At 37.7% G+C, this 21,436-nt stretch carries 18 protein-coding genes; 11 read left to right on the top strand and 7 right to left on the bottom strand.

Translation table 11 applies throughout. The features are described 5' to 3' along the window. The first annotated feature begins 2 nt into the window (after positions 1-2). The 3 genes from prpF (at position 3) to F886_RS20045 (ending at position 3,332) form a co-directional block, all read left to right on the top strand. Entirely contained in the window at positions 3-1,166 is a 1,164-nt protein-coding gene (gene prpF, locus F886_RS16720; RefSeq protein WP_005307745.1) for a 2-methylaconitate cis-trans isomerase PrpF, read from the top strand. A 15-nt stretch (positions 1,167-1,181) separates the two neighbouring features. Further along, a complete protein-coding gene (locus F886_RS16715; RefSeq protein WP_005307742.1) occupies positions 1,182-1,922 on the top strand; it encodes a transporter substrate-binding domain-containing protein in 741 nt (246 codons plus the stop codon). A gap of 744 nt (positions 1,923-2,666) precedes the next feature. After that, the gene (locus tag F886_RS20045) at positions 2,667-3,332 is read left to right on the top strand and encodes a hypothetical protein (protein WP_051080045.1); all 666 of its coding nucleotides are present in this window, start codon (positions 2,667-2,669) and stop codon (positions 3,330-3,332) included. Between the two features lie 284 nt (positions 3,333-3,616). Here F886_RS20045 and F886_RS16705 read toward each other — a convergent pair whose 3' ends face one another. Together F886_RS16705 and F886_RS16700 are read right to left on the bottom strand one after the other, a co-directional pair. Next, positions 3,617-4,399, bottom strand: a complete 783-nt coding sequence (locus F886_RS16705) for an SDR family oxidoreductase (protein WP_005307735.1) — start codon at positions 4,397-4,399, stop codon at positions 3,617-3,619. Beyond that, a complete protein-coding gene (locus F886_RS16700) occupies positions 4,399-4,722 on the bottom strand; it encodes a nuclear transport factor 2 family protein (protein WP_005307732.1) in 324 nt (107 codons plus the stop codon). The genes F886_RS16705 and F886_RS16700 overlap by 1 nt, the downstream gene beginning before the upstream one ends. Before the next feature lie 107 nt (positions 4,723-4,829). On the opposite strand from F886_RS16700, the gene F886_RS16695 reads away from it, so the two are divergent. The 3 genes from F886_RS16695 to F886_RS16685 all read left to right on the top strand — a co-directional run bounded on the left by F886_RS16695 (position 4,830) and on the right by F886_RS16685 (position 11,355). Beyond that, positions 4,830-5,732, top strand: a complete 903-nt coding sequence (locus F886_RS16695) for a LysR family transcriptional regulator (protein WP_005307728.1) — start codon at positions 4,830-4,832, stop codon at positions 5,730-5,732. Between the two features lie 279 nt (positions 5,733-6,011). Next, on the top strand, positions 6,012-10,010 hold the full coding sequence (gene posA / locus F886_RS16690) for a delta-poly-L-ornithine synthetase PosA (protein WP_005307725.1): 3,999 nt from the start codon (positions 6,012-6,014) through the stop codon (positions 10,008-10,010). 466 nt (positions 10,011-10,476) lie between these two features. Next, positions 10,477-11,355, top strand: a complete 879-nt coding sequence (locus tag F886_RS16685) for a MetQ/NlpA family ABC transporter substrate-binding protein (RefSeq protein ID WP_005307722.1) — start codon at positions 10,477-10,479, stop codon at positions 11,353-11,355. Positions 11,356-11,435: 80 nt separating this feature from the next. Here F886_RS16685 and F886_RS16680 read toward each other — a convergent pair whose 3' ends face one another. Together F886_RS16680 and F886_RS16675 are read right to left on the bottom strand one after the other, a co-directional pair. After that, a complete protein-coding gene (locus tag F886_RS16680; RefSeq protein ID WP_005307720.1) occupies positions 11,436-11,741 on the bottom strand; it encodes a hypothetical protein in 306 nt (101 codons plus the stop codon). Positions 11,742-11,862: 121 nt separating this feature from the next. Beyond that, positions 11,863-12,345: a hypothetical protein gene (locus tag F886_RS16675; RefSeq protein ID WP_005307717.1), complete on the bottom strand. Its 483-nt coding sequence runs from the start codon at positions 12,343-12,345 to the stop codon at positions 11,863-11,865. A gap of 286 nt (positions 12,346-12,631) precedes the next feature. On the opposite strand from F886_RS16675, the gene F886_RS16670 reads away from it, so the two are divergent. Continuing rightward, entirely contained in the window at positions 12,632-13,345 is a 714-nt protein-coding gene (locus F886_RS16670) for a DUF4882 family protein (RefSeq protein ID WP_005307713.1), read from the top strand. Between the two features lie 67 nt (positions 13,346-13,412). On the opposite strand, the gene F886_RS16665 is transcribed toward F886_RS16670, so the two are convergent. Continuing rightward, positions 13,413-13,796, bottom strand: coding sequence for an Imm41 family immunity protein (locus tag F886_RS16665; RefSeq protein WP_005307709.1), 384 nt, complete (start codon positions 13,794-13,796; stop codon positions 13,413-13,415). Between the two features lie 278 nt (positions 13,797-14,074). On the opposite strand from F886_RS16665, the gene F886_RS16660 reads away from it, so the two are divergent. Both F886_RS16660 and F886_RS16650 read left to right on the top strand, forming a co-directional pair. Beyond that, positions 14,075-14,500 (top strand): hypothetical protein, encoded by a 426-nt coding sequence (locus tag F886_RS16660; protein WP_005307706.1) that lies wholly within the window; start codon positions 14,075-14,077, stop codon positions 14,498-14,500. A gap of 647 nt (positions 14,501-15,147) precedes the next feature. Beyond that, positions 15,148-15,708, top strand: a complete 561-nt coding sequence (locus F886_RS16650) for a TetR/AcrR family transcriptional regulator (protein WP_005307703.1) — start codon at positions 15,148-15,150, stop codon at positions 15,706-15,708. A gap of 76 nt (positions 15,709-15,784) precedes the next feature. On the opposite strand, the gene F886_RS16645 is transcribed toward F886_RS16650, so the two are convergent. Then, positions 15,785-16,402 (bottom strand): TetR/AcrR family transcriptional regulator, encoded by a 618-nt coding sequence (locus F886_RS16645; protein ID WP_005307701.1) that lies wholly within the window; start codon positions 16,400-16,402, stop codon positions 15,785-15,787. A 78-nt stretch (positions 16,403-16,480) separates the two neighbouring features. Here F886_RS16645 and adeD point away from each other — a divergent pair, with 78 nt between their 5' ends. Next, positions 16,481-17,605 (top strand): multidrug efflux RND transporter periplasmic adaptor subunit AdeD, encoded by a 1,125-nt coding sequence (gene adeD / locus F886_RS16640; protein ID WP_005307698.1) that lies wholly within the window; start codon positions 16,481-16,483, stop codon positions 17,603-17,605. A 9-nt stretch (positions 17,606-17,614) separates the two neighbouring features. After that, positions 17,615-20,728 (top strand): multidrug efflux RND transporter permease subunit AdeE, encoded by a 3,114-nt coding sequence (gene adeE, locus F886_RS16635; protein WP_005307693.1) that lies wholly within the window; start codon positions 17,615-17,617, stop codon positions 20,726-20,728. 77 nt (positions 20,729-20,805) lie between these two features. Here adeE and F886_RS16630 read toward each other — a convergent pair whose 3' ends face one another. Beyond that, the gene (locus tag F886_RS16630; protein WP_005307690.1) at positions 20,806-21,411 is read right to left on the bottom strand and encodes a nitroreductase family protein; all 606 of its coding nucleotides are present in this window, start codon (positions 21,409-21,411) and stop codon (positions 20,806-20,808) included. Positions 21,412-21,436 lie beyond the last annotated feature (25 nt).

The following is a 21,436-nucleotide window of genomic DNA, read 5'->3' as shown; positions in this document are numbered from 1 at the left end:
TCATGACACAGAAGAGAATTCCTGCCATCTATATGCGTGGTGGTAGTAGTAAAGGCGTTTTTTTTCTAGATGAAGATGTTCCACCGCAGGGACCTGAGCGAGATGCATTCATACTTAGAGTTGTTGGCAGTCCAGATCCGTATGGAAAACAAATTGATGGTATGGGAGGCGCAACCTCCAGTACAAGTAAAGTAGTCATAATTAAAAAATCTACTAGAAAGGATTGTGACGTAGATTATTTGTTTGGTGCTCCAGCTATCGAGGATCCAGTGGTTGATTGGTCTGGAAATTGTGGCAATCTCAGTTCTGCTGTCGGACCTTTTGCTATACGAAATGGTTTAGTTAATGCTCCTAGAGATGGAGTGGCTACTGTACGAATTTGGCAGGAAAATATACAAAAGCAGATTATTGCCTATGTGCCTGTGAAAGATGGAGAAGTTCAAGAAGAAGGTGATTTTGTTCTAGATGGAGTCACTTTTCCTGGGGCAGAAGTAGTTCTTGAATTTCTCCAACCAGGTGGTACAGATGAAGGAATTCTACCAACTGGAAATGTAATAGATTTTGTTGATATTCCAGAGTTTAAAGAAGTTGAAGTCACTTTATTAAATGCGGGTAATCCCACAATTTTCATTAATGCAAAGCAGTTAGGGCTTGATGGGACTGAAACACAGTCTGATATCAATAATAATTTAAAACTATTGAACCTAATGGAGACAATCAGAGCAAATTGCACAGTGGTAATGGGCCTAGCGAAAACTCCTGAAGAAGCAACTAGACTTCGCCCCCATACTCCTAAGCTATGTTTAGTTGCAGAACCTGCTGACTATAAAGCTGCTGGAGGAAAGTTAGTTGTTAAAGATCAAATTGATGTAATTGCACGAATCATTTCAATGGGTAAGCTGCACCATGCAATTACTGGAACGGGGGCTATCGCTGTTGCAGTCGCTGCATGTTTAAAAGGAACTTTAGTTAATAAAATTGTGGGAGAAATTGGAAATAGACAAGTTCAAATAGGTCACACTGCTGGGACTGTAAATGTTGGGGCGCAGACACAATTTATTAATGATCAATGGATCGTAGAAAAGGCAATTATGAGCCGAAGCGCGAGAGTTATTATGGATGGGTATGTACATATTCCTAATTCTCTAAATTCTTTTTCATTTTAAGTACAGGATATAGAAATGACTCAAGAGCCTCTCATGGAAAAATTTAATAAATTATTGATAGCTCCAACCGGGATATTAAGAATTGCAATTAATTTAGGTAATCCTGTTCTAGCAAGGAAAGATGGTCAAGATAAACTAAGCGGTGTATCCGTTGAATTAGCTAAATTATTTGCTGAATATGTGAGTTTGCCATATACATTGATTCCATTTAATGCAGCAGGAAAAGTTTTTGAAAGTTTGGAGGAAAATCTATGGGATTTAGCTTTTCTAGCTAATGAGCCTAAAAGAGCTGAAAAAATTGCGTTTTCGCGACCATACGTAATTATTGAAGGAACCTATTTGGTAAAAAAAGATTCAAATTTTAATACAGTATCTGATTTAGATAGGGCAGGTATTAAAATTAGTGTGGGTAAAGGCGCTGCTTATGATTTATTCCTCAGTAGAACTTTAGAGCATGCGGAATTAATTCGAACTGATACATCTGAAAGTGCAATTAACTATTTTGTAGAAGGAAATGTCAATGCAGCAGCGGGTATACGCCAGCCTTTGTTTAGAACTAGCAATACTTATTCAGGCTTTAGGGTGTTGAATGATAGTTTTACTCAAATTAAGCAAGCGATGGCAGTTCCACGAGAGCGTGAATATTTAGCAGAGATAGTCGATGCCTTTTTAGTAGGTCAGTTGGAAAGTGGACAAATAAATCGATTGTTTGATTTAGATGGACAGAGTGATATCTGTATTCCCAATGTGACTTGAAGTATTTTTAATAAATAATTTTATTAAAATGCTAGAAATATATTGAAGAAATATGGATCGATTTTTGTGAATATTATATAAATCGATCCGTTAAGTATTAATTTATTAAATTTACCAGCTGTAAATGGAGTTTTTCAGTGGAATAATGTTTATTGTCTAAAGGAAAGTACTGTGAAGTGTAAATTTTTATGCCATTACTGGTGCTGAAGCAGAGGTAGAGAGAAATTTATCATATATAAATAAAAAAAATAGTAGACAAGTGGGTATCATGGTTTTGAACATTATTACGTTAGAAAAGAAATCTCAACATATAAAATAAGGACTCTCAATGAATTGGTCTTCTCCATGCTGTAAATGGGTTAGGGTAGAAATAGTAAGGTTAAAAAATATCTATCTGACCTGCTAATTACATGAGCGCTATAATCAGATGAAATTTGGGGGGAATGCACTTTATGAAAAGTATTCGCTTCAAGAAAATCACATCATAGCTGATGAACTTTCTGAAAATTTACTATCAAGGTTGCACTCTCTTTATCTGCTGCTTATAACAAAAAGATTGTCTACTTTGATTGTAATAAAGCAGATGCCAATGGAAAAAAGATAGTAAAAGCGCACAAGTATTTTTCTTTCTCGCCACGTGAGATCGCAGAGTTCGTCAAACCCACACCAAATCAAGAACATGAAATTGACCCGCTACTTGCGCAACAAGTGTGGGAAAGGGCTAAACCCATTTTTGAAATGAGAATGGAGTTTGCTGAAAAATTCGCAAAAATTGCGGCTGAAAATCAAGATTGGTATCAACCATCAGAAAGAACTGCTAAGCAAATTGAACGACTTGCTAAGTGGCATTTTGAACGTCATGGATTACACCAATTTGATAGATATGAGCCGGAGAGGCTGCTTTATAATCCAGTACCATTTAAAGGTGCGAACAGTTCATGGCGGTTAAAAGATAACCCTATAGTTAAAAAGAAGCCTTCAAACAATGAGCTGGCTCATCTAGTTGCTACACGAGGGAAGTATTGGACCAGATATGAAGAGGATTGGTTCTGTCCTTGTTGTTCTAGGGATAAATATGATTGTGTGAGGCCTTCAAAGAAAAATTCATGGATATTTGAGGTTAAAACAGCTTATCTATTTTCAATCGAAGAGATGAATTTCGATTCCAACCCTGCTCCAATGTGCGTTGATTGTATCGATATGGCATTAAATTTTGGGCGGGAAGTGTTGGAGTTAAGCGGAAAGCGTTCGATGATCCACTTTCCTAGTTCTGTTCTTACCTTAAAAGAGCTTCGAGAAATTGTAATTTCTAGACCACACTCTCAACACAAGTTTAAGAATGAAGTCATTGATCGTATCATTCCAGAGATTGTACAAAGAGTCGTTAAGTTCTGTGATAGTTTGCCATGACGGAGAGTATGGGATATCCTCGAAAATGGTGCTGTTACAGCAAGAAGCTCGATAAATGTACGATCGTTAGAAAGAAATCCATTGCAGTAAAAATTGCAGTAAAAAATTAAATTTTAATATATAATTCTTTATAAATCATATGGTTGCTTCTTTAATTTGACTGACACCGCTTCCGCCAAATTCTTAAAAAGCCCTTGTTAATGACGAGGGCTTTTTTTTTACCTGTAATTTAAAACTGCTCAAGTGAAGAGAAAATACAGTATAGGTGTGATTCAATATGACTATTAAATTGTAGGAATCGTCCCACCATCAATCACATATTCAGTACCTGTAATTGCAGACGCACGGGATGATGCCAAAAAGGCGATAAGATTTGCTATTTCATCAGGTTTAGCTGGTCGTCCAATAGGAATTCCTCCGATTGAATCCATAACTATCTTTTTACCACCCTCGTAATCTGTACCAGCTTGTAAAGCCAGTCGCTCTGCAAGAGCAATAGATGCCTCTGTTTCAATCCATCCTGGAGAGACTTGAATAACTCGAATACCTTTGGGAGATATTTCTTTTGACAGGCTTTTACTATAAGTCGCTAGCGCTGCTTTTGCAGCAGCATAAGCTGTCGTAGCTTCTGGTAATGGAAGTGAACGTTGTATTGACGTAACGTGGATTACAACACCTTGGCCTTGCTGAATCATATTGGGAATTAGTTGACGATCAATACGTATTGCAGGCATCAGATTTAGGTGAAGTTCTTTATACCACTCTTCATCGGTTAATGCTGCGAATCCACCTGCTGGTGCAGATGAACCACCAAGCATGTGTATAATTATGTCCACACCACCTAATATCTCTTGTACTGCTTGGACGATAGCTTCACAACCTTCTCGAGTTGTGAGATCAGCAGAAACAAAATGTGCATTATTCGGTAAATAATCTGGTTGAGTTCTAGCAGTAGTTAGTACTGTTGCGCCGAGTTCATGGAATAATTGAACTGTGGCAGCGCCAGTACCTTTTGTGCCCGCAGTGATTAAGGCACGTTTTCCTTTTAAAGTAATAAAATCTTCCATTAATAAATCCTCAATTTAACAACTTTGCCATTTTCAAGTGTGAACTGGAACGTAAGTTTCACAGGGCTATTTGGAAAGTTGCCACTCCCTTGTGTTAAAACCGTGCTGATATGGTTAGTATTAGAAACCTCAATAATTTCAAGTGAGTACTGGTATTTTTCTTTCATTGCCAGCAACCATGTACGAATTTCCACAATTCCTCTGTATAGACTGCCATCGTCTTCAACAATGGCAGAGTCAGAAAAAATTTGGTTTAAAGCATCTAAGTCGTTCGCTTGATCAGCATCAAAGTATGCGCTAACAACTTCTGGTATATCTTTCATGAGTCGCTCTTTTTCAATGATCTAAATTGATGTTTTAAATTTTATAATTTGACGATTGTTCTAACAATCCGTATAAAATGGGATGTTTAGTTGAATAAATCAGGATAATGGAACGAGCAAATTTAAATGATCTAAAAGCAGTAATGGCAATCGCTAAGCGAGGAACTTTTCGTGGCGCTGCGATTGAACTTGGGATATCTACAACAGCTTTAAGTCATGCAATTAGTAAATTAGAGGAAAATTTGGGTGTACGTCTGTTTAATCGGACAACACGTAGTGTCTCATTGACAGAAGCAGGCAGACTTTTTGTAGAACAAGTCGGGCCTGCTCTTCAGGATATTCATAGTGCCTTAGATATTGTACGTTCGCAGAGAGAAATACCCTCAGGTACATTAAGAATCAATGCGGCCGCATTTGCAGCGAGAGAAATTATTTCTCCTGTGATTATCGAATTTCTTCGACGTTATCCAGAAATGAATATTGATTTGGTGACTGAGGGTAAACTTGTTGACATTATTGCTGATGGTTTTGATTTAGGTATTCGAGTTGCCCATCTTGTTCCAAGTGACATGATTGCAGTGTCTCTTGGTAAACTTCAAAGATATGTTGTTGTTGGTTCACCTGAGTATTTGGAGCGTTACGGAAAGCCAAAAATACCAACAGATCTTTTTAGACATAAATGTATTCGAGTACGTCTTCCTGATGGTGCACTATTTAGCTGGAAGTTTGAAAAAAATGGAGAAATTATTCAAATTGATGTGCAAGGACCGATTACCCTTGATGAAGCAAGCTTATCAAGAGCTACAGTATTAGAGAACATTGGCTTAGGATACTTTATGGAACAGGATGTTCGTGCTGAAATTGAGTCAGGTCAACTTATTTCTGTTTTGGACGATTGGATGCCTTGTATGTCTGGTCTCTGTTTATATTATTCAGGAAGACGCAATCAATCTGCTGGTTTGAAAGCCTTCCTTGCCCTAGTTCGTGAAGTAGCGTTGTGCAATGAGTAATTCGTTATATATCAATTTTGAATAACGCTATTTAATTTTTATAAAAATATGTGCTTATATTTTTCCTTATTGTCATCTTAGTTTGATTTATAAGTAATAAAAATCGTTTGTTCTTCTCATTTAATAGTTCACTCTCCATTCTTAAAATAAAAACTTTAATCTTCATTTAAGTTCAACTCTTTAATTTATTACATAGCAATTGATTTCTTTAATAGGTCAGAAAAACTCAAACATGACTTTATTTTAGCTAAATCAAAAAATTAAAGTGAGTTATAAAAAATGAACCAATTCGTAACAAGTTCGAAGAATATTATTCGTGGTAAATTTCACCCCGAATTTTTGCAAGATGAAGTACTCGCCGATATTTTTATTCAAACTGCTCAAAATCTCTCAGATAAAACAGCTTTAATTGAAGCAAATAAAACGTTGACGTATGGGGAGTTATATCAGCAAGCCTTAATTATGGCTCAACATTTGACGATAAGAGGGGTAAAGCCAGGTCATATTGTTGGGTTATGGGTACCTCGTGGTATTGAGCTTTTAAAAGCCCAATTGGCGATTTGTTTGAGTGGCGCAGCGTGGCTTCCTTTTGATATGGATACGCCAGCCGACCGTATTGCGGTTTGTCTTGAAGATGCCGAAGCTGTCGGGATGATTACTACCGATGAATGGTATGAACACTTAGCTGAAGTGCCACAAACAAAATGGACAAATACTGAACTTCAAAAACCACTCAGTGAAAATATTCCTTTAGCTAGAACGACCTCCGATCAACCTGCGTATATTATTTATACGTCAGGCTCAACGGGTAAGCCGAAAGGGATTGTAATTACTCAAAAAAATATTTGTCACTTTCTACGTAGTGAAAATAATATTTTAGATATTCAAGAGCAAGATAAAGTCTATCAAGGCTTTTCTGTCGCTTTTGATATGTCGTTTGAAGAAATCTGGCTGTCTTATTTGGTTGGTGCAACTTTGTGGATTGCACCTAAGTCGCTTGTCAGTGACCCTGAACGTTTATGCCAAACATTAAAGCAGGAACAAATTACTGTTTTACATGCGGTTCCAACCTTACTGGCTTTGTTCCCTGAAGATGTACCTAACCTAAGAATTATTAATTTAGGTGGGGAAATGTGTCCAGACTCACTCGTGGACCGTTGGGCATTACCTCACCATCAAATGTTTAATACCTATGGCCCAACTGAGACCACGGTTACTGCAAGCCTTGAGTCATTAGAACGTGGTAAACCCGTCACGATTGGTAAACCTTTACCAAACTATGGCATGTTGGTGATTAACGCAGAACGAGAATTACTGCCTCAAGGTGAAACAGGCGAGCTGTGTATTTTCGGTCCAAGTGTGGCACCCGGCTATTTAGGGCGACCTGACTTAACGGCTGATAAGTTTATTGAAAACCCGTGGGCAATGAGTGCGGATGAAGAGTTGCTTTACCGTACTGGTGATTTGGCAAAAATTGATGAATTTGGTCAAGTCCATTGCTTAGGGCGTGCTGATGATCAGGTAAAAATTCGTGGTTTCCGTGTTGAACTCGGTGAAATTGAAGCGGCACTGTGTGATATTGACGGGATTGGCACAGCAGCTGTAATTCTACGTCAAGAAGACGGAATTGATCAGCTTATTGCTTTTATTGCAGCTGAGCTTGATGCCAAACAGCCCATAGAAATTAAGCAACTTCGTCATACTCTAGCTCAACGTTTACCACCTTATATGGTGCCGAATCGTTTTGAGATTATTGAAGAAGTACCGCGTTTATTATCTGGAAAAATTGACCGTAAAGCGTTAAAAGTAAGACCGCTTACGAGTGTGATTGACCGCAGTGAATCTGATCAGCCGCAAAATCCAGCCGAAGAAATTTTATTTGAAATTTTGAACCGTCTGTTTCCGAACATGCCGATTAAACTAGATTCGGATTTCTTTGATGATTTAGGTGGGCATTCGCTGTTAGCAGCCGTTTTAATTTCAAACCTGCGTGAACATCAAGAATATAGCCATCTTACAATTCAAAGCTTATATCAAGCGAGAAGAGTGGGGGCAATTGCTGCTTTAATGTTGGAACAGCCAGAACCTACATTATTTGATAGCCAAATTGGGCAAGACAACCCGCGTAATCAAACTTATAAATGGTTATGTGGTATTGCACAGCTTGCGACTATTCCAGTTTTAATTTCGATTAATATTTTGCAGTGGTTAGCACCATTCTTTACCTATCACTATTTTACAGGTGGAACCCGAGACAGCATTCCATATGCAATCGCATTGTCTCTATTGGTTTATATCAGCGTTATTATTAGTAGTTTTGTACTTTCAATTACGGTGAAACGATTATTAATGCTGGGCATTGGTGCAGGACGTTATCCACTTTGGGGAATGACGTATTTCCGTTGGTGGTTAGCAGACCGTATTAGTAATATTTCACCAGTTTATTTATTGTCAGGTTCAACTTTACTTAACCTCTATTTAAAAGCACTCGGCGCAAAAATTGGACATGATGTCACCATTAGTTCAGTTCATATTCGCATGCCATCTTTATTAACTGTTGAAGATGGTGTGAGTATTGGCTCTCAAGTGAATTTAGAAAATGCCAAAGTCGAACATGGACATTTGGTGTTGGGTTCAATTCATCTTAAACAAGATAGTTATGTGGGTTCATATGCTGTATTAGAAGAAAATACAGTGTTAGAAAAACAAGCCCATGTAAATGCCTTAACTTCAATTGAATATGACACGGTTGTACCAGCCGGAGAAGTTTGGGATGGTACGCCAGCTAAGAAAATAGGGCATGTAGATGAACACGCTAAAATGCCAGAACGTCCTAAATTATCGTTCATTCGTAAGATTGCTGAATATGGATATTATGGGGTTAGTGCGTTAATCATTGCTTGTCTGTTCTTTATTCCAATTTTCCCAAGTTTCCTTTTGGTCGATTGGTTAGATGTAAACGTATTTAATATCAATCCGAATAACCACCTGCAAATCGCACTTTATTATTTTGCTTTAGCGATTCCAGCTAGTGCAATGATGATGATGATTACCGCTGTTATTTCTTCAGCAATACGCAAAATTGCATTGCCTCGTCTTGAGACTGGAACGTACGCTGTTCATGGCAGCACGTATTATCGTAAATGGTTTGCATCTCAAATTTTAGAAACAAGCTTACAAACATTGCACGGCCTGTTTGCTACGATTTATGCACCTACATGGTTCCGTATGTTAGGGGCGAAAGTAGGTAAAAATACCGAAATTTCTACCGCAAATGGTGTTATTCCTGAAATGCTGACTTTGGGCGAAGAAAGCTTTATTGCCGATGCGGTAATGTTAGGTGATGAAGAGATCAAAGGCGGTTGGATGACATTAAAATCGACCAAAATCGGTAACCGTAGCTTTGTCGGAAATAGTGCTTATATTGCTGATGGAACTGTTTTACCAGATAACGTTTTAATTGGCGTACAGTCAAAAACACCAGATAACCTTGAAATGTATGATGGTCAAACTTGGTTTGGTTCGCCGCCATTATTATTGCCTGCACGTGAAGCTGCCGAAAAATATCCTGACCACTTAACGTTTAAACCAAGCTTCAAGCGCCGTTTCATGCGTGGTTTTATTGAAGGCCTTCGCGTTGTATTGCCAGCCGCGCTCGCAATTGGCGTGGGTTATATGATTGTGCTTGAAGTAATTGATGTTATTAATAAATACAACATCCCAACTGGTTTATTGGCTTTAACGCTTGCTGGTTTGCTCTATGGTGTTGGCTGTTTCATTATTGTTGCATTGATGAAGTGGACTTTAATTGGACGTTATCAACCGCGTTCAGCGCCAATGTGGACCATGTTTGTGTGGTTAAGTGAAGGGATTACCAGCTTATATGAATCAGTTGCGATTCCAAACTTCCTAAACTACTTAAGAGGAACGCCAATGCTGCCATTCTTCTTGCGTATTTTAGGTGTTCAAATTGGTAAAGATGTTTACATGGATACGGCTGATATCACTGAGTTTGACTGTGTAAGCATTGGTGACCGCGCTGAGTTTAATAGCTTCTCAGGCCCACAAACCCACTTGTTTGAAGATCGTATTATGAAAATTGGACAAGTGAATATTGGAAATGATGTAGTCGTAAATTCACGTAGTATTATTTTATATAACGCCAATGTTAGCCATCATGCAGTGTTAGGACCATTAACTTTGGTTATGAAAGGTGAAAATATTCCTGCCAAATCTGCGTGGATTGGTTCACCAGCCGTGCCTTGGGTTCATAAGTAATTGAAACTGAGCTTAACTAACTAATTTAAAAAGCCTTTGTGAAAACAGGGGCTTTTTTTATGCATACGGCATAAATTACAGTCATGGTTAGCTTAAATATTGCTAACAAATCCTGAAAATTTCATATAAATCAAATAAGTACGTATTTTAATCAAAACTGTTTTATTTATATAATATGTTTTTTATTATCAGTACTTTACCAAGAGCACGTCTATATATCAAAATTGAACAAGTTATTTGTAGAATATTCACTTATTGATATATGATGATCCAATATTTAGAAACTGATTCAAAACATAATTCTGTTGTTCAGCGAGCAAGATCAAGGAAGAAATAAGGCTGAATTCAGGCTTCTAAACCCTTATATATCTGGAATTACTTCCAGCCAAATATTGCATTTCGACCCAATGGTTGGGAATGCCTCGCTCTTTTGTAGAGTAGGCATTTCCTATTTTAGGATGTATCTATGAAAAAATTATTTAGTGTCCTGTTCAGTGCATCTGTACTCACACTGACTGCATGTAATAAACAACCTGCACAAACTGAAAATTCAGCACCAGCTAAAGACAAAACTGAGTCAGTACGCACAATTAAACTTGTTTCAACAGGTTCAGACACTGACGTATGGAAATATGTTGCAACGCTTCCTGAAACTAAAGAAGCGGGCATTAAACTCGAAGTGACTAACTTGACTGACTACGTTGTGTTGAATACATCTGTAGCAAGTGGCGAACAAGATGTAAACGCGTTCCAGTCATTTAACTATTTAGCAGCTTACAATGCTTCAAATACAGCTAAAGTTGCGGCTGTTGCGACGACTTACTTGGAACCAATGGGTCTTTATGCAAATAAAGTTAAAACTGTTGATGAGTTCCCACAAGGCGCTACAATCGCAATTCCAAATGATACTGCTAACGAAGCGCGTGCATTAACATTATTACAGTCTGCTAAACTTATTAAACTTAAACCAGACTTTGACCCTGTAAAAGGGACAACAAATGACATCGCTGAAAACCCTAAAGGTTTAAAATTAAAACCAATTCAAATGACAACAGCAGTTCGTGTTAAAAACGACGTTGATGCAATTGTATTGGGTAATACATTGGCACTTGAAGGCGGTTTAAACGTTCTGAAAGATTCTATCTTCCGTGAACCTATTGACCAGTCTACAAAGCTTTATGTGAACTTATTAGGTGTGGCTGAAGCGAATAAAAATGACCCGATCTATACGAAATTGGGTGAACTTTACCACTTACCTAAAGTACAAAAGTTTGTGAGCGAAAAATTTGCTGGTACAAAAGTTGAAGTTAATAAACCTGTTTCTGAGTTTACTGACATCAAATAAGTAATTTTTAATTTAAAATTATTTTAAAGCTAAGCCTCGGTAATCGGGGTTTAGCTTTTTTATTTATTAGTTTAAGAATATTATTCTCTAGAAAAATAAACTGCTAACATAAGCATAAGAGTAATTAAAACGCCTACGCCTACGCTGATAGTTACTAGTTCTAAATTAAATATCTCTTTCCATAAGCCATGTGCTCCCCAATCACCATCTATTCCTCGATTATTAGATTTACGGCCATAGGTAGCTGCTACACCAAAACCTAAAGTGGAAAACAAGAAACAAGCTAAAGAAAGTTTTAGGGAGTTAAACCTTGAAAGTAAAGGGATTAATATTGTTGCAATAATAGTCACAACAAACGCGGTAATTATATGTTTCCAGTTATCCATAACTTCTCATTAAATTTTATTGTTTATATATAGCGTGTACGAGAGAACACTTTCCTAGATATCGTTATATTTTATCTTGTACCAGTGGCGGAATATATAACAGATGGTTGGATAAAAAACTCTAAGGCATAGAAATAGGAGTATATTTTCCTATTGGAAAGTTCCATTTTTTTAGATATGTGGTATAGCTGCACCATTCCTCAAAGCTAGATAATTTTACTTCTAGCCCCCTTCCATCTTTCTCACAGCGATAGACAGCCCAAGCCATATTTCTAGATTTATCAAATTTTAGTTCAACAAGCTTTGCTTCACTAAAACAATTTTTTAAAGGAATCTGTAAAAGTCCATATCCTGATTGATCTGGATGAAACATATTAAGTTTTCTAGCTTCTAATAATTCTTCTTTTAATTCAGGGTATCGAATTGCTGAGTAAGCGGTAGGGAAGCAATTTCTTCCTGGGCCACCATTGGGTGAGTTTTTCATTCTTTCTCCCCAATTGAGAACAAATTCTTTTGGAGATATCTCAGATTCTTTTTTATTAAAAAAATAAATAGCTGTAAGTGCTACAAGTAAACTACTCAATACTAATAAGATTATCTTCACCTACTTTGACCTTGTCTTTATAATTTAAAATTTTCCTGAAATACACATACAGTTTATATGAAATATCTGTGTGGAACCAACTTAAAAAGTTTGTTGTCCTCTGATTATTTTATTTATTTTTAAAGACAATTCAGGGTTATCTGACCTAGTTTTATATTAATTTTAGAAAAACATCTATCTAATAAATTACTATAGAGTTTAATCTATAGTCTCTTTATCTGAAAAATTTTTAAACCTTAAATTTTTACCATACAATCAAAAATCACAATAAAATTAAGGTGAAATAATGAAAAAAAATATATTGATTCTTAGCTTATTAATTGTCAGTGTACAGAGCTGGGCTGAATGTAAAATTGGTGATCTAGAGATTGATCCAAGCGCTTCACAAACACCAGAAGGGACACCAAATCCAAGCAACTATATAACAATAACTGGGCAGAAAGTGTTAACCAAGGCTTTGGCTAATATAAACATAGGAACACTGATAAAAACTAAATCTGATACCAATATTGCTCAGTCTAATGTGATTGCTTTTGAATATATTTTCAAGAAACCAATAAATCTAAATTCAAATGAACTAGCTTCAGGGTTTATCACAGGAACAAGTAATTTTGATGGTATTGTTTTTGCAGCTCCAAGTTTTGGAAGTGCATATGGTTCACAGCAAAATTTATTTATGAGTTCTATTTCTGGAAATATAACCCCAACTCAGACACAAAATGAAGTTTTAGCAAATGAAACAGTTAGAGTTGGGATTTATTACAATCAAATCAGCAAGAAAATTGGTTATATTGTAAACGGAGTAGATAGGGGATACACATGGAGTTATACAACTCCGTTAAGCAAAATGAAGTTTGCTATTGCAATTGAAGAGGGATTTTATACTTCCAACTCTAGTGCTTTAGGTAAAGAAATATCATATGAAATAGTATCTGATCATTCGAAACTACAATTTACCTATCCAGTAGGCACCACAGATATTTGTGGCACACCTCTTTAAAATAAATTACATATTAAATATGCTGCCTTACTGCTTCGGTTAGGCAGTTTTTATTAACTACTTATATTTAAATAGAGGACAGTGCTAATAAGGGATTTACTTTTTCAAAAATGTTTTGTTCAGGCATTGAGCTAGAGAAATACCCTTCAAATACTAATAGCACTCTTTCTCTCATCTCATAAAGTTCAGAGCTTTTCAAATTCTTTATTTTAAAATAGTCATTTTGATCTAAATGAGAGCTAATACAAAGCATAATCACGCTAAAAATCCTAAAAATTTCCCAATCTAATTTTTCTGGTGAGTTTTTTTCAAGTTTATAAACTCCCCATTCTAAAAGCCAATATTCTTCGATATCCCATGACTGTTCTTCGTTTAATTTTCCTAAGAATGATAAGTCATCATATAAGTTATTATGTGGAAAATTACGTAGGATAATTTCTTTTGCATCCATAAATTTTATTCTTTAAAAATTTCCTAAAATACACAATACAGCTTATATGAAATTTACCAGCTTAATAGGTAAAAAACTCAGTATTTCTAATCGGCTGATTAACCAAGTTGTATCTAAACTGCTCATCAATTCTTTTGAAGGTGGCTGAGGCTGCTGTAGCTCCATCGTCAAAAGCTGTAAAAACAGGTTTATAAATTATTTAGTGTTGAATTAAATATGTTATACGAGGAAAAGCTCTTAATGTATCCTTATAAAATTCTAGTAATTTGAGTAAATTTATGTGGGACACGGTCATTTCTATTTCTATTTTTGATCATTGGCTTTCAGAAGTAGAAGCTGATCAATCGAATATCATTTGCTACGACATCTCATTGAAAAATAATAGCTTGGATGAATATTTAAATGGGGAAGAAAAATTCTTAAACTTTTACTATCAACTTTTTGATGAGTATTCTTTTAAAGATAATAAAAAAATAGATTTTGATGAATATAAAGCCATCATTATACAAAGTCTAAGAGAGCAGCGGTTGATGGATATTTATGTTCAAAATCGAAAAATAAGGTTACAAGGTGGATTTGATAGAACTGATCAGCTCTTTTTAGCTAATGCATCTTTGATTCCGGATATTATGAAAAAACTAGAAATAAGTAAATTACACGTTTTAGAGAAAATGAGTTATGAAGATTATTTAAAATTAAAGTAATACAGCTTATAGAAAATCTTTCTAGCTCAAATAAAACAGCCTTCCAAGCCAATTATCTTCCCCTTTATAAACCCCACTTTAACAATAATCATCTCATTATTTATCCTTACTTTTTAATGATCTAAATTAAAGCAAATGTCATTTTGTGTGCTTGACTGCAATAGGGCGGAGCACTATCCTTTGCCTGCTGGCCACATTGCCAGTCGGTTTTAGCAGACCGTACTCAAGAGCATTGAAAAAACTCGTTTTTTTAATGTGAACTCGTTCGTCTCCCTTTTGTTGCGGTAGGACGGAAGGGGGACACCTTCGGGTGTGCTGGGTCTTGAGCCAGTCTGCTAACCCCCTTTCGTTCTGCCACCATAATTCCTATTCATGTCTGGCGGAACTCCCAATAAAAAGGAGTTGGCTTTGCACATTCTTAATTTCTTGGCAGCCTTTGCCAAAGTCTATATCGACACAACTTAAACTTTTAAAGCAGTTTGATGGCCATTGGGCTTTTCAGGCTTTAAATCGTCACGATCAAAAAACTTAATCAACAATAAAACTTGAGATGTGCCAAGCACAGTCTTTACGGCTTTGCTGTGCCTTTTTTTCTCCCAAAAAAGTATCTCGTTTACATACAACAAGAATTTTATAACGGTAAAACTATGCGACATTTAGTGATCTCACCACGTGCCATACAAGTCGTAAATAAATCAATTGATCTGTTTCACCACCACGGGTTTCATACGGTTGGAATCGATAGAATCGTGAAAGAATCTCAAATTCCCAAAGCGACTTTTTATCATTATTTTCATTCTAAAGAGCGGTTTATCGAAATCTGTTTGAACGTTCAAAAAGAGCGCTTAAAAGAAAAAGTAGTATCAATTGCTGACTACGACCAAGGTGCAGATGTGATGGATAAACTTAAAACACTTTATCTTTTACATACCGATTTAGAAGGGCTGTACTACTTATTATTTAAAGCCATTTTTGAAACGAAACTGACCTATCCCAAAGCCTATCAAATCGCAGTGAGGTATAGAACGTGGTTACTGAATGAAATCTATAGCCAACTTATAAAACTAAAAACCGATGTTTCCTTTCAGGATGCCAAACTATTTTTATATATGATTGAAGGTGTGATTATTCAGCTTTTAAGCTCGGGTCAAGTAGGGAATAGAGAGATGATATTAGAATGTTTTTTGAAGCAGTTTAAAGCGGCGTAATATGTATCATTCATCGTTTTCAAGTTTAGCTATTTCATAAAAAAAGCCCTTCTTATCAAAGGGCTTTTTATAAAATCTATTCTTTATATTGCCATGCTTTTAAAAAGGTCCGGCAAACTTCTTCATTTAACTGCTGTAGCTCTTGAGGAGTCGGAATGTTTCCGCTAATCAGCGTAGCAGGATATGCATATCCCATTACAGCACCGAGGAATGCTTTTGTTGCTTCCTCTGGCTGATCAATTTTAACAATGCCTGCATTGTGTGCTGTTGCAAGAATATCGGTTAACGATCTTTTAATATTTCCTTGAGTACGCTGTTGAATTTTTGGAAGAATTTCCTTCATTTCAACTAATGCAATAATCAGCAATCTTTGCAGACGAATGACGTCAATATTATAAAAATGATTTTGTACAGCCTGCCCAATTTCTAAGAGTAATTGATCTAGGCGCTTATTTTTTAATTCATGTTGTTCAACAAAAGGCACTTCCATTTCTGTTTTTAAATGATCAAAAACTTCAATAAGTAGAGCCGTCTTAGTTGGGAAATGGTTATATAAAGTTTGTCGATTTGTTCCGGCTTTAGCTGCAATAGCTTCTAAACGAACTTCTAATCCATGCTCAAGAAATAGTGCGCGTGCTGCTGCAAGGATAGTAGGGCGAATTCGAGAAGGGCGACCTGGAGATTTTTTTAACATATGAGGATTTCTTGCACATCTTATTTATTTACTTTACAGTAAAGTAAATAAATTGTCTATAAGTCTGGGGTCCCAGATATGCTTGTTTTTAATTTTTTTCATCGTAATACTTTGTGTTTATTGCCTTTGTTGCTTTTCTTGAATGGCTGTGATGCTGACCAGCCTGCGACCAAAAATATTCAACAGGTGGGCATTATCACTATAAAACCAGAGACGATTGAATCTACCTATCAATTGGCTGGAAGAACAGTTGCCTCTGAAATTTCTCAAGTGCGGCCACAAGTAAATGGCGTGGTTGTCGAGCAATTGTTTAAAGAAGGCACTCAGGTGAATAAGGGGCAACCCCTTTATAAAATTGATTCTTCACTTTATCGGGATAGCGTTGACGAGGCCGCGGGTAACCTTGCACTCGCTAAAGCAACAGTCAATTCGACTCGTTTGCAAGCCGAGCGCTATAAAGAATTAATTAAGGTAAATGGCGTGAGTCAGCAAGAGCTTGATAATGCTCGAAGTGCATATGAACAAGCAAAAGCCACCGTGACAGTAAATGAAGCCCTACTGAAAACGGCACGAACCAATTTACGTTATACACAAGTTACTGCGCCTATTTCAGGACGGATAGGGCGCTCTTCAATTACACGTGGAGCTTTAGTTACCTCGGCCCAAACAGATCCTTTAGCAACGATTCAAAAACTAGATCCCATGTATGTTGATTTGACTCAGTCGAGTGATGAATACATGGCGCTGCGCAAACAGCTTACTGAAAATGGAATAAAACCGACTGAGCTTTCAGTACGTTTACGGCTTGAAAATGGCACGAACTATGTGGAACAAGGAACGTTTAAATTTAGTGATATTGCAGTAGATGAAGCCACTGGAAGTGTCACGTTACGTGCTGCGTTTTCTAACTCGAATAATGCTTTATTACCGGGAATATATGTACGGGCGGAACTTGGAACGGGCACACGTCCTAACAGTATCTTAATTCCTCAAGGTGCGCTGTTCCGAGATGCAGAAGGAAATGCGCTTGTTTGGGTTGTTGGAAAAGATAATAAAGCCGAACAACGAAAAATTACTTTAGGGAGTGCGATTGATAATCGTTGGTTAGTGACCTCTGGCTTGAAAGCGGGAGATCAAGTCATTGTTGATGGTCTGCAAGGTTTAAGTGCCGGCATGACGATTGATCCTACCCCAATGAGCTGAGGATTGCGTATGTTGTCGAGTTTTTTTATTGCACGACCTATTTTTGCTTGGGTCCTCTCTATTTGTATTATGGCATTGGGGACGATTTCGATTTTAACGTTACCCATTGAACAATATCCTGACATTGCACCACCGGGTGTAAATGTTACTGCAAATTATCCGGGCGCATCGGCCAAAACTGTTGAAGATAGTGTGACCCAGATTTTGGAGCAACAAATTAAGGGTATTGATGGTCTTCTTTATTTTTCATCGAGTAGTAGTTCGGCAGGACAAGCACGGATAAGTCTGAGTTTCGATCAAAATACCAATCCCGATACTGCGCAGGTACAGGTGCAAAATGCTGTGAATCAGGCACTGAGTCGATTGCCTCAAGAGGTTCAGCAGCAAGGGATCACTGTAACAAAATCACAGGGTGATAGTTTACTGGTCTTTGCGCTTTACGATGAAAGTGGGACTAGATCTTCTGTCGACATATCTGACTATATGGTGAGCACACTTCAAGACCCATTAAGTCGGGTCGATGGAGTGGGTGAAATCACTGTATTTGGTGCTCAATATGCAATGCGTATCTGGCTTGATCCTCATAAATTAAACAGTTATGGATTAATGCCATCAGATGTTAGAACCGCAATTGAAGCACAAAACACTCAAATTACAGCAGGAGAATTGGGCGCATTACCCACGCGTGATGGGCAGGCTCTAAATGCAACAGTAACAGCATTATCTCGGCTACAAACCGTGAGCCAATTTGAAAATATTATTTTGCGGACACAAACAAATGGTGCGGTTGTATTACTTAAAGATGTTGCCCGAGTCGAGCGGGGTGCAGAGAGTTATCAGACTTCTACACGTCTGAATGGAAAGCCAGCTTCGGGTATGTCTATTCAGCTTGCATCTGGTGCTAATGCTTTAGAAACAGCTGAAAGAGTGAAAGCTGAGGTTACACGTTTAACTGGCTCTATGCCATCGGGGTTAAAAGTTGCATATCCACGTGACAGTACGCCATTTGTTGAAGCATCTGTAAAAGGAGTGATTAAAACTTTAGCTGAGGCAATTGTTCTCGTCATTATTGTTATGTTCTTATTTTTGCAGAGCTGGCGTGCGACTTTAATTCCGGCTATTGCGGTTCCTGTCGTATTGTTAGGAACATTTGGCGTACTCAGTATATTGGGCTATAGCATTAATACGCTGACTTTATTTGCGATGGTTTTGGCAATTGGTTTGCTGGTAGATGATGCGATTGTCGTTGTTGAAAATGTTGAGCGGGTTATGCATGAGCAAAATCTTGATGCTCGGCAAGCTACCCTAATTTCAATGCAAGAAATATCGGGTGCGTTGGTCGGTATTGCGATGGTACTTGCTGCGGTATTTTTACCGATGGCTTTTTTTGGTGGCTCAGTCGGGATTATTTATCGACAGTTCTCGGTAACGCTCGTATCGGCTATGGTACTTTCTGCAATTGTTGCTTTAACACTTTCACCTGCGCTATGTGCAACCTTACTCAAACCTGCAAATGAAAAGCATAAACAGAGAAAATTTTTTACTTGGTTCAACCGTAAAGTAGAGCAAGGTCAATCAGGCTACCGTACAAAGCTAGTTGCTGTTTTAGGTAAACCCAAAATATTTATGATTATATTCGTGGGTATTACAGCTTTGTTAGGTTGGCAATATACGCGTATGAATACGGGGTTTTTACCCCAAGAAGACCAAGGCTCGGTTATGGTTCAATTTAGTACGCCTGTAGGCACGACACTAGCTGAAACAGAAAGGGTTGGTAATCAGATCGCAGATTATTTCTTGACGAAAGAAAAGGATAATCTCAATGTGATTTTTATGGTGATGGGTAGAAATAATGCGGGCAGTGGTCAAAATGTGGGAATGGCATTTGCCGGACTCAAACATTGGGATGACCGAGAAGGGAGTGAAAACACAGCAGAAGCAGTGATTGCTCGGGCAAATTCATATTTTAAGTCACTACGTAACGCACGTGTTCAGGTACTTTCACCCGCTGCTGTAAGAGGGCTTGGGCAATCAAGTGGTTTTGAACTTTGGTTGCAAGATGCTGAAAATAAAGGACGAGATGCTTTAATCGCTGCACAAAATAATGTGTTAAAAGCAGCAAATGCTGATTCTGGCCTAGCAGCAGTACGTTTGAATAGCTTAGAAGATAAAGCCCAGTTACAAGTCGATATCGATCAAAGAAAAGCCAGCGCTCTTGGTTTAGCCCAAGCTGATATCAGTAATACCTTATCTTCTGCTTGGGGCGGATCTTATATTAATGACTTTATTGATAGGGGACGTGTTAAGCGAGTTTATTTACAAGGCGAAGCGAACTATCGTTCTTTACCTCAAGATATTGGGCAGTGGTATGTTCGTGGCGCTACTGGTCAAATGACACCATTTTCTAGTTTCTCTTCTGTAAAGTGGCAAATGGGGCCTCAAATGCTGCAACGCTTTAATGGTCTTTCAGCCGTACAACTTCAAGGTTCTGCTGCAACGGGTGAAAGTTCTGGCGGGGCTATGGATAAAATGCAGCAGTTAGTTGACCAGCAACAAGGCTTTAATCTTCAGTGGAGTGGATTGTCTTATCAAGAGAAGTTAGCGGGTGGCCAAACGATCTGGTTATATTTGGCTTCAATCATCTTTATCTTTTTATGTTTGGCAGCACTTTATGAAAGCTGGTCTATTCCTGTTTCTGTCATGTTGGTTATTCCTTTAGGTCTTATTGGCGCTGTAGTTGCTGCAAGTCTGGCAGGTTTTGTGAATGATATTTACTTTCAGGTCGCTATGCTTACCACCATTGGGCTTTCTGCCAAAAATGCTATTTTGATTGTTGAATTTGCAGCAGCCAAATTGGAAGCTGGTCAGGCATTAATGGACGCCATTATTGAAGGTGCGGGTCAGCGATTACGGCCAATTATTATGACATCTCTGGCTTTTGTTGCAGGTGTTCTACCATTGGCTGTATCTACAGGAGCAGGAGCTGTGAGTCGAAAAGAAATTGGTATCGCCGTCACTGGTGGAATGATTTCGGGAACTCTACTTTCTATTTTCTTTGTGCCTTTATTTTTTCTTTTAGTTCGTCGTTTAACCAATAAGTTAAATGCCCAAAAGGCAAAATGATTTTACAAAACAGAATGTCATTAACAGTTAGGCCCTCATGCGATAAATAGCATGAGGGCCTAACTCCGACTAAAAACTTAGAATGTATTTTGAATAATGACATCATCGTAAGGAAGTTTGCCCACACGCGGGTAAGGCTGAGAGGCTGACTTACCAACTGCAATCATCAAACACACCACATGATCTTCAGGTAAGTTAATGAGCTTTGCCATTGCGTCAAAGTCAAAACCATCCATTGGGCAACTGTCTAAACCATGCTCTTGAGCAAGAAGCATCAAGGTTTGAGCAAAAATACCCGCACTACGCATCACTTCATCACGTTGAGTTTGCGGGCGGTCACGGTAATATTGGTCAATCGCACCTACCATAATATTTTGCACTTCTGGAGTCGCGCCATCCCACACGCGTTTAGCATCGGCTTCCCACGAGCTTACTTTTGCGCATAACACAATCAGTAAAGAAGCCTCGGTAACTTGTGGTTGATCCCATGCAATGGTGCGAATTTTTTGTCTTAACTCAGCGTCTTCAATCACAACAGGGCGCCAGTGCTGCAAATTAAACGCACTTGGAGCATTTGCTAAAACTTCTTGTAATAACTGCTTTTTGTTATCTTCAGAAAGTTGAAATGCAGGGTCAAAGCGTTTAACTGCACGGCGGTTACGGATGGCATCTATAACATTCATAAGATTTTCCTACTTGAGAATTGGG

The organism is Acinetobacter sp. NIPH 542 (genome assembly GCF_000369825.1).
GTDB lineage: Bacteria > Pseudomonadota > Gammaproteobacteria > Pseudomonadales > Moraxellaceae > Acinetobacter > Acinetobacter oleivorans.
Note: the sequence above shows the minus strand (reverse complement) of the source record. Positions and strands in the feature narration are given on the sequence as shown.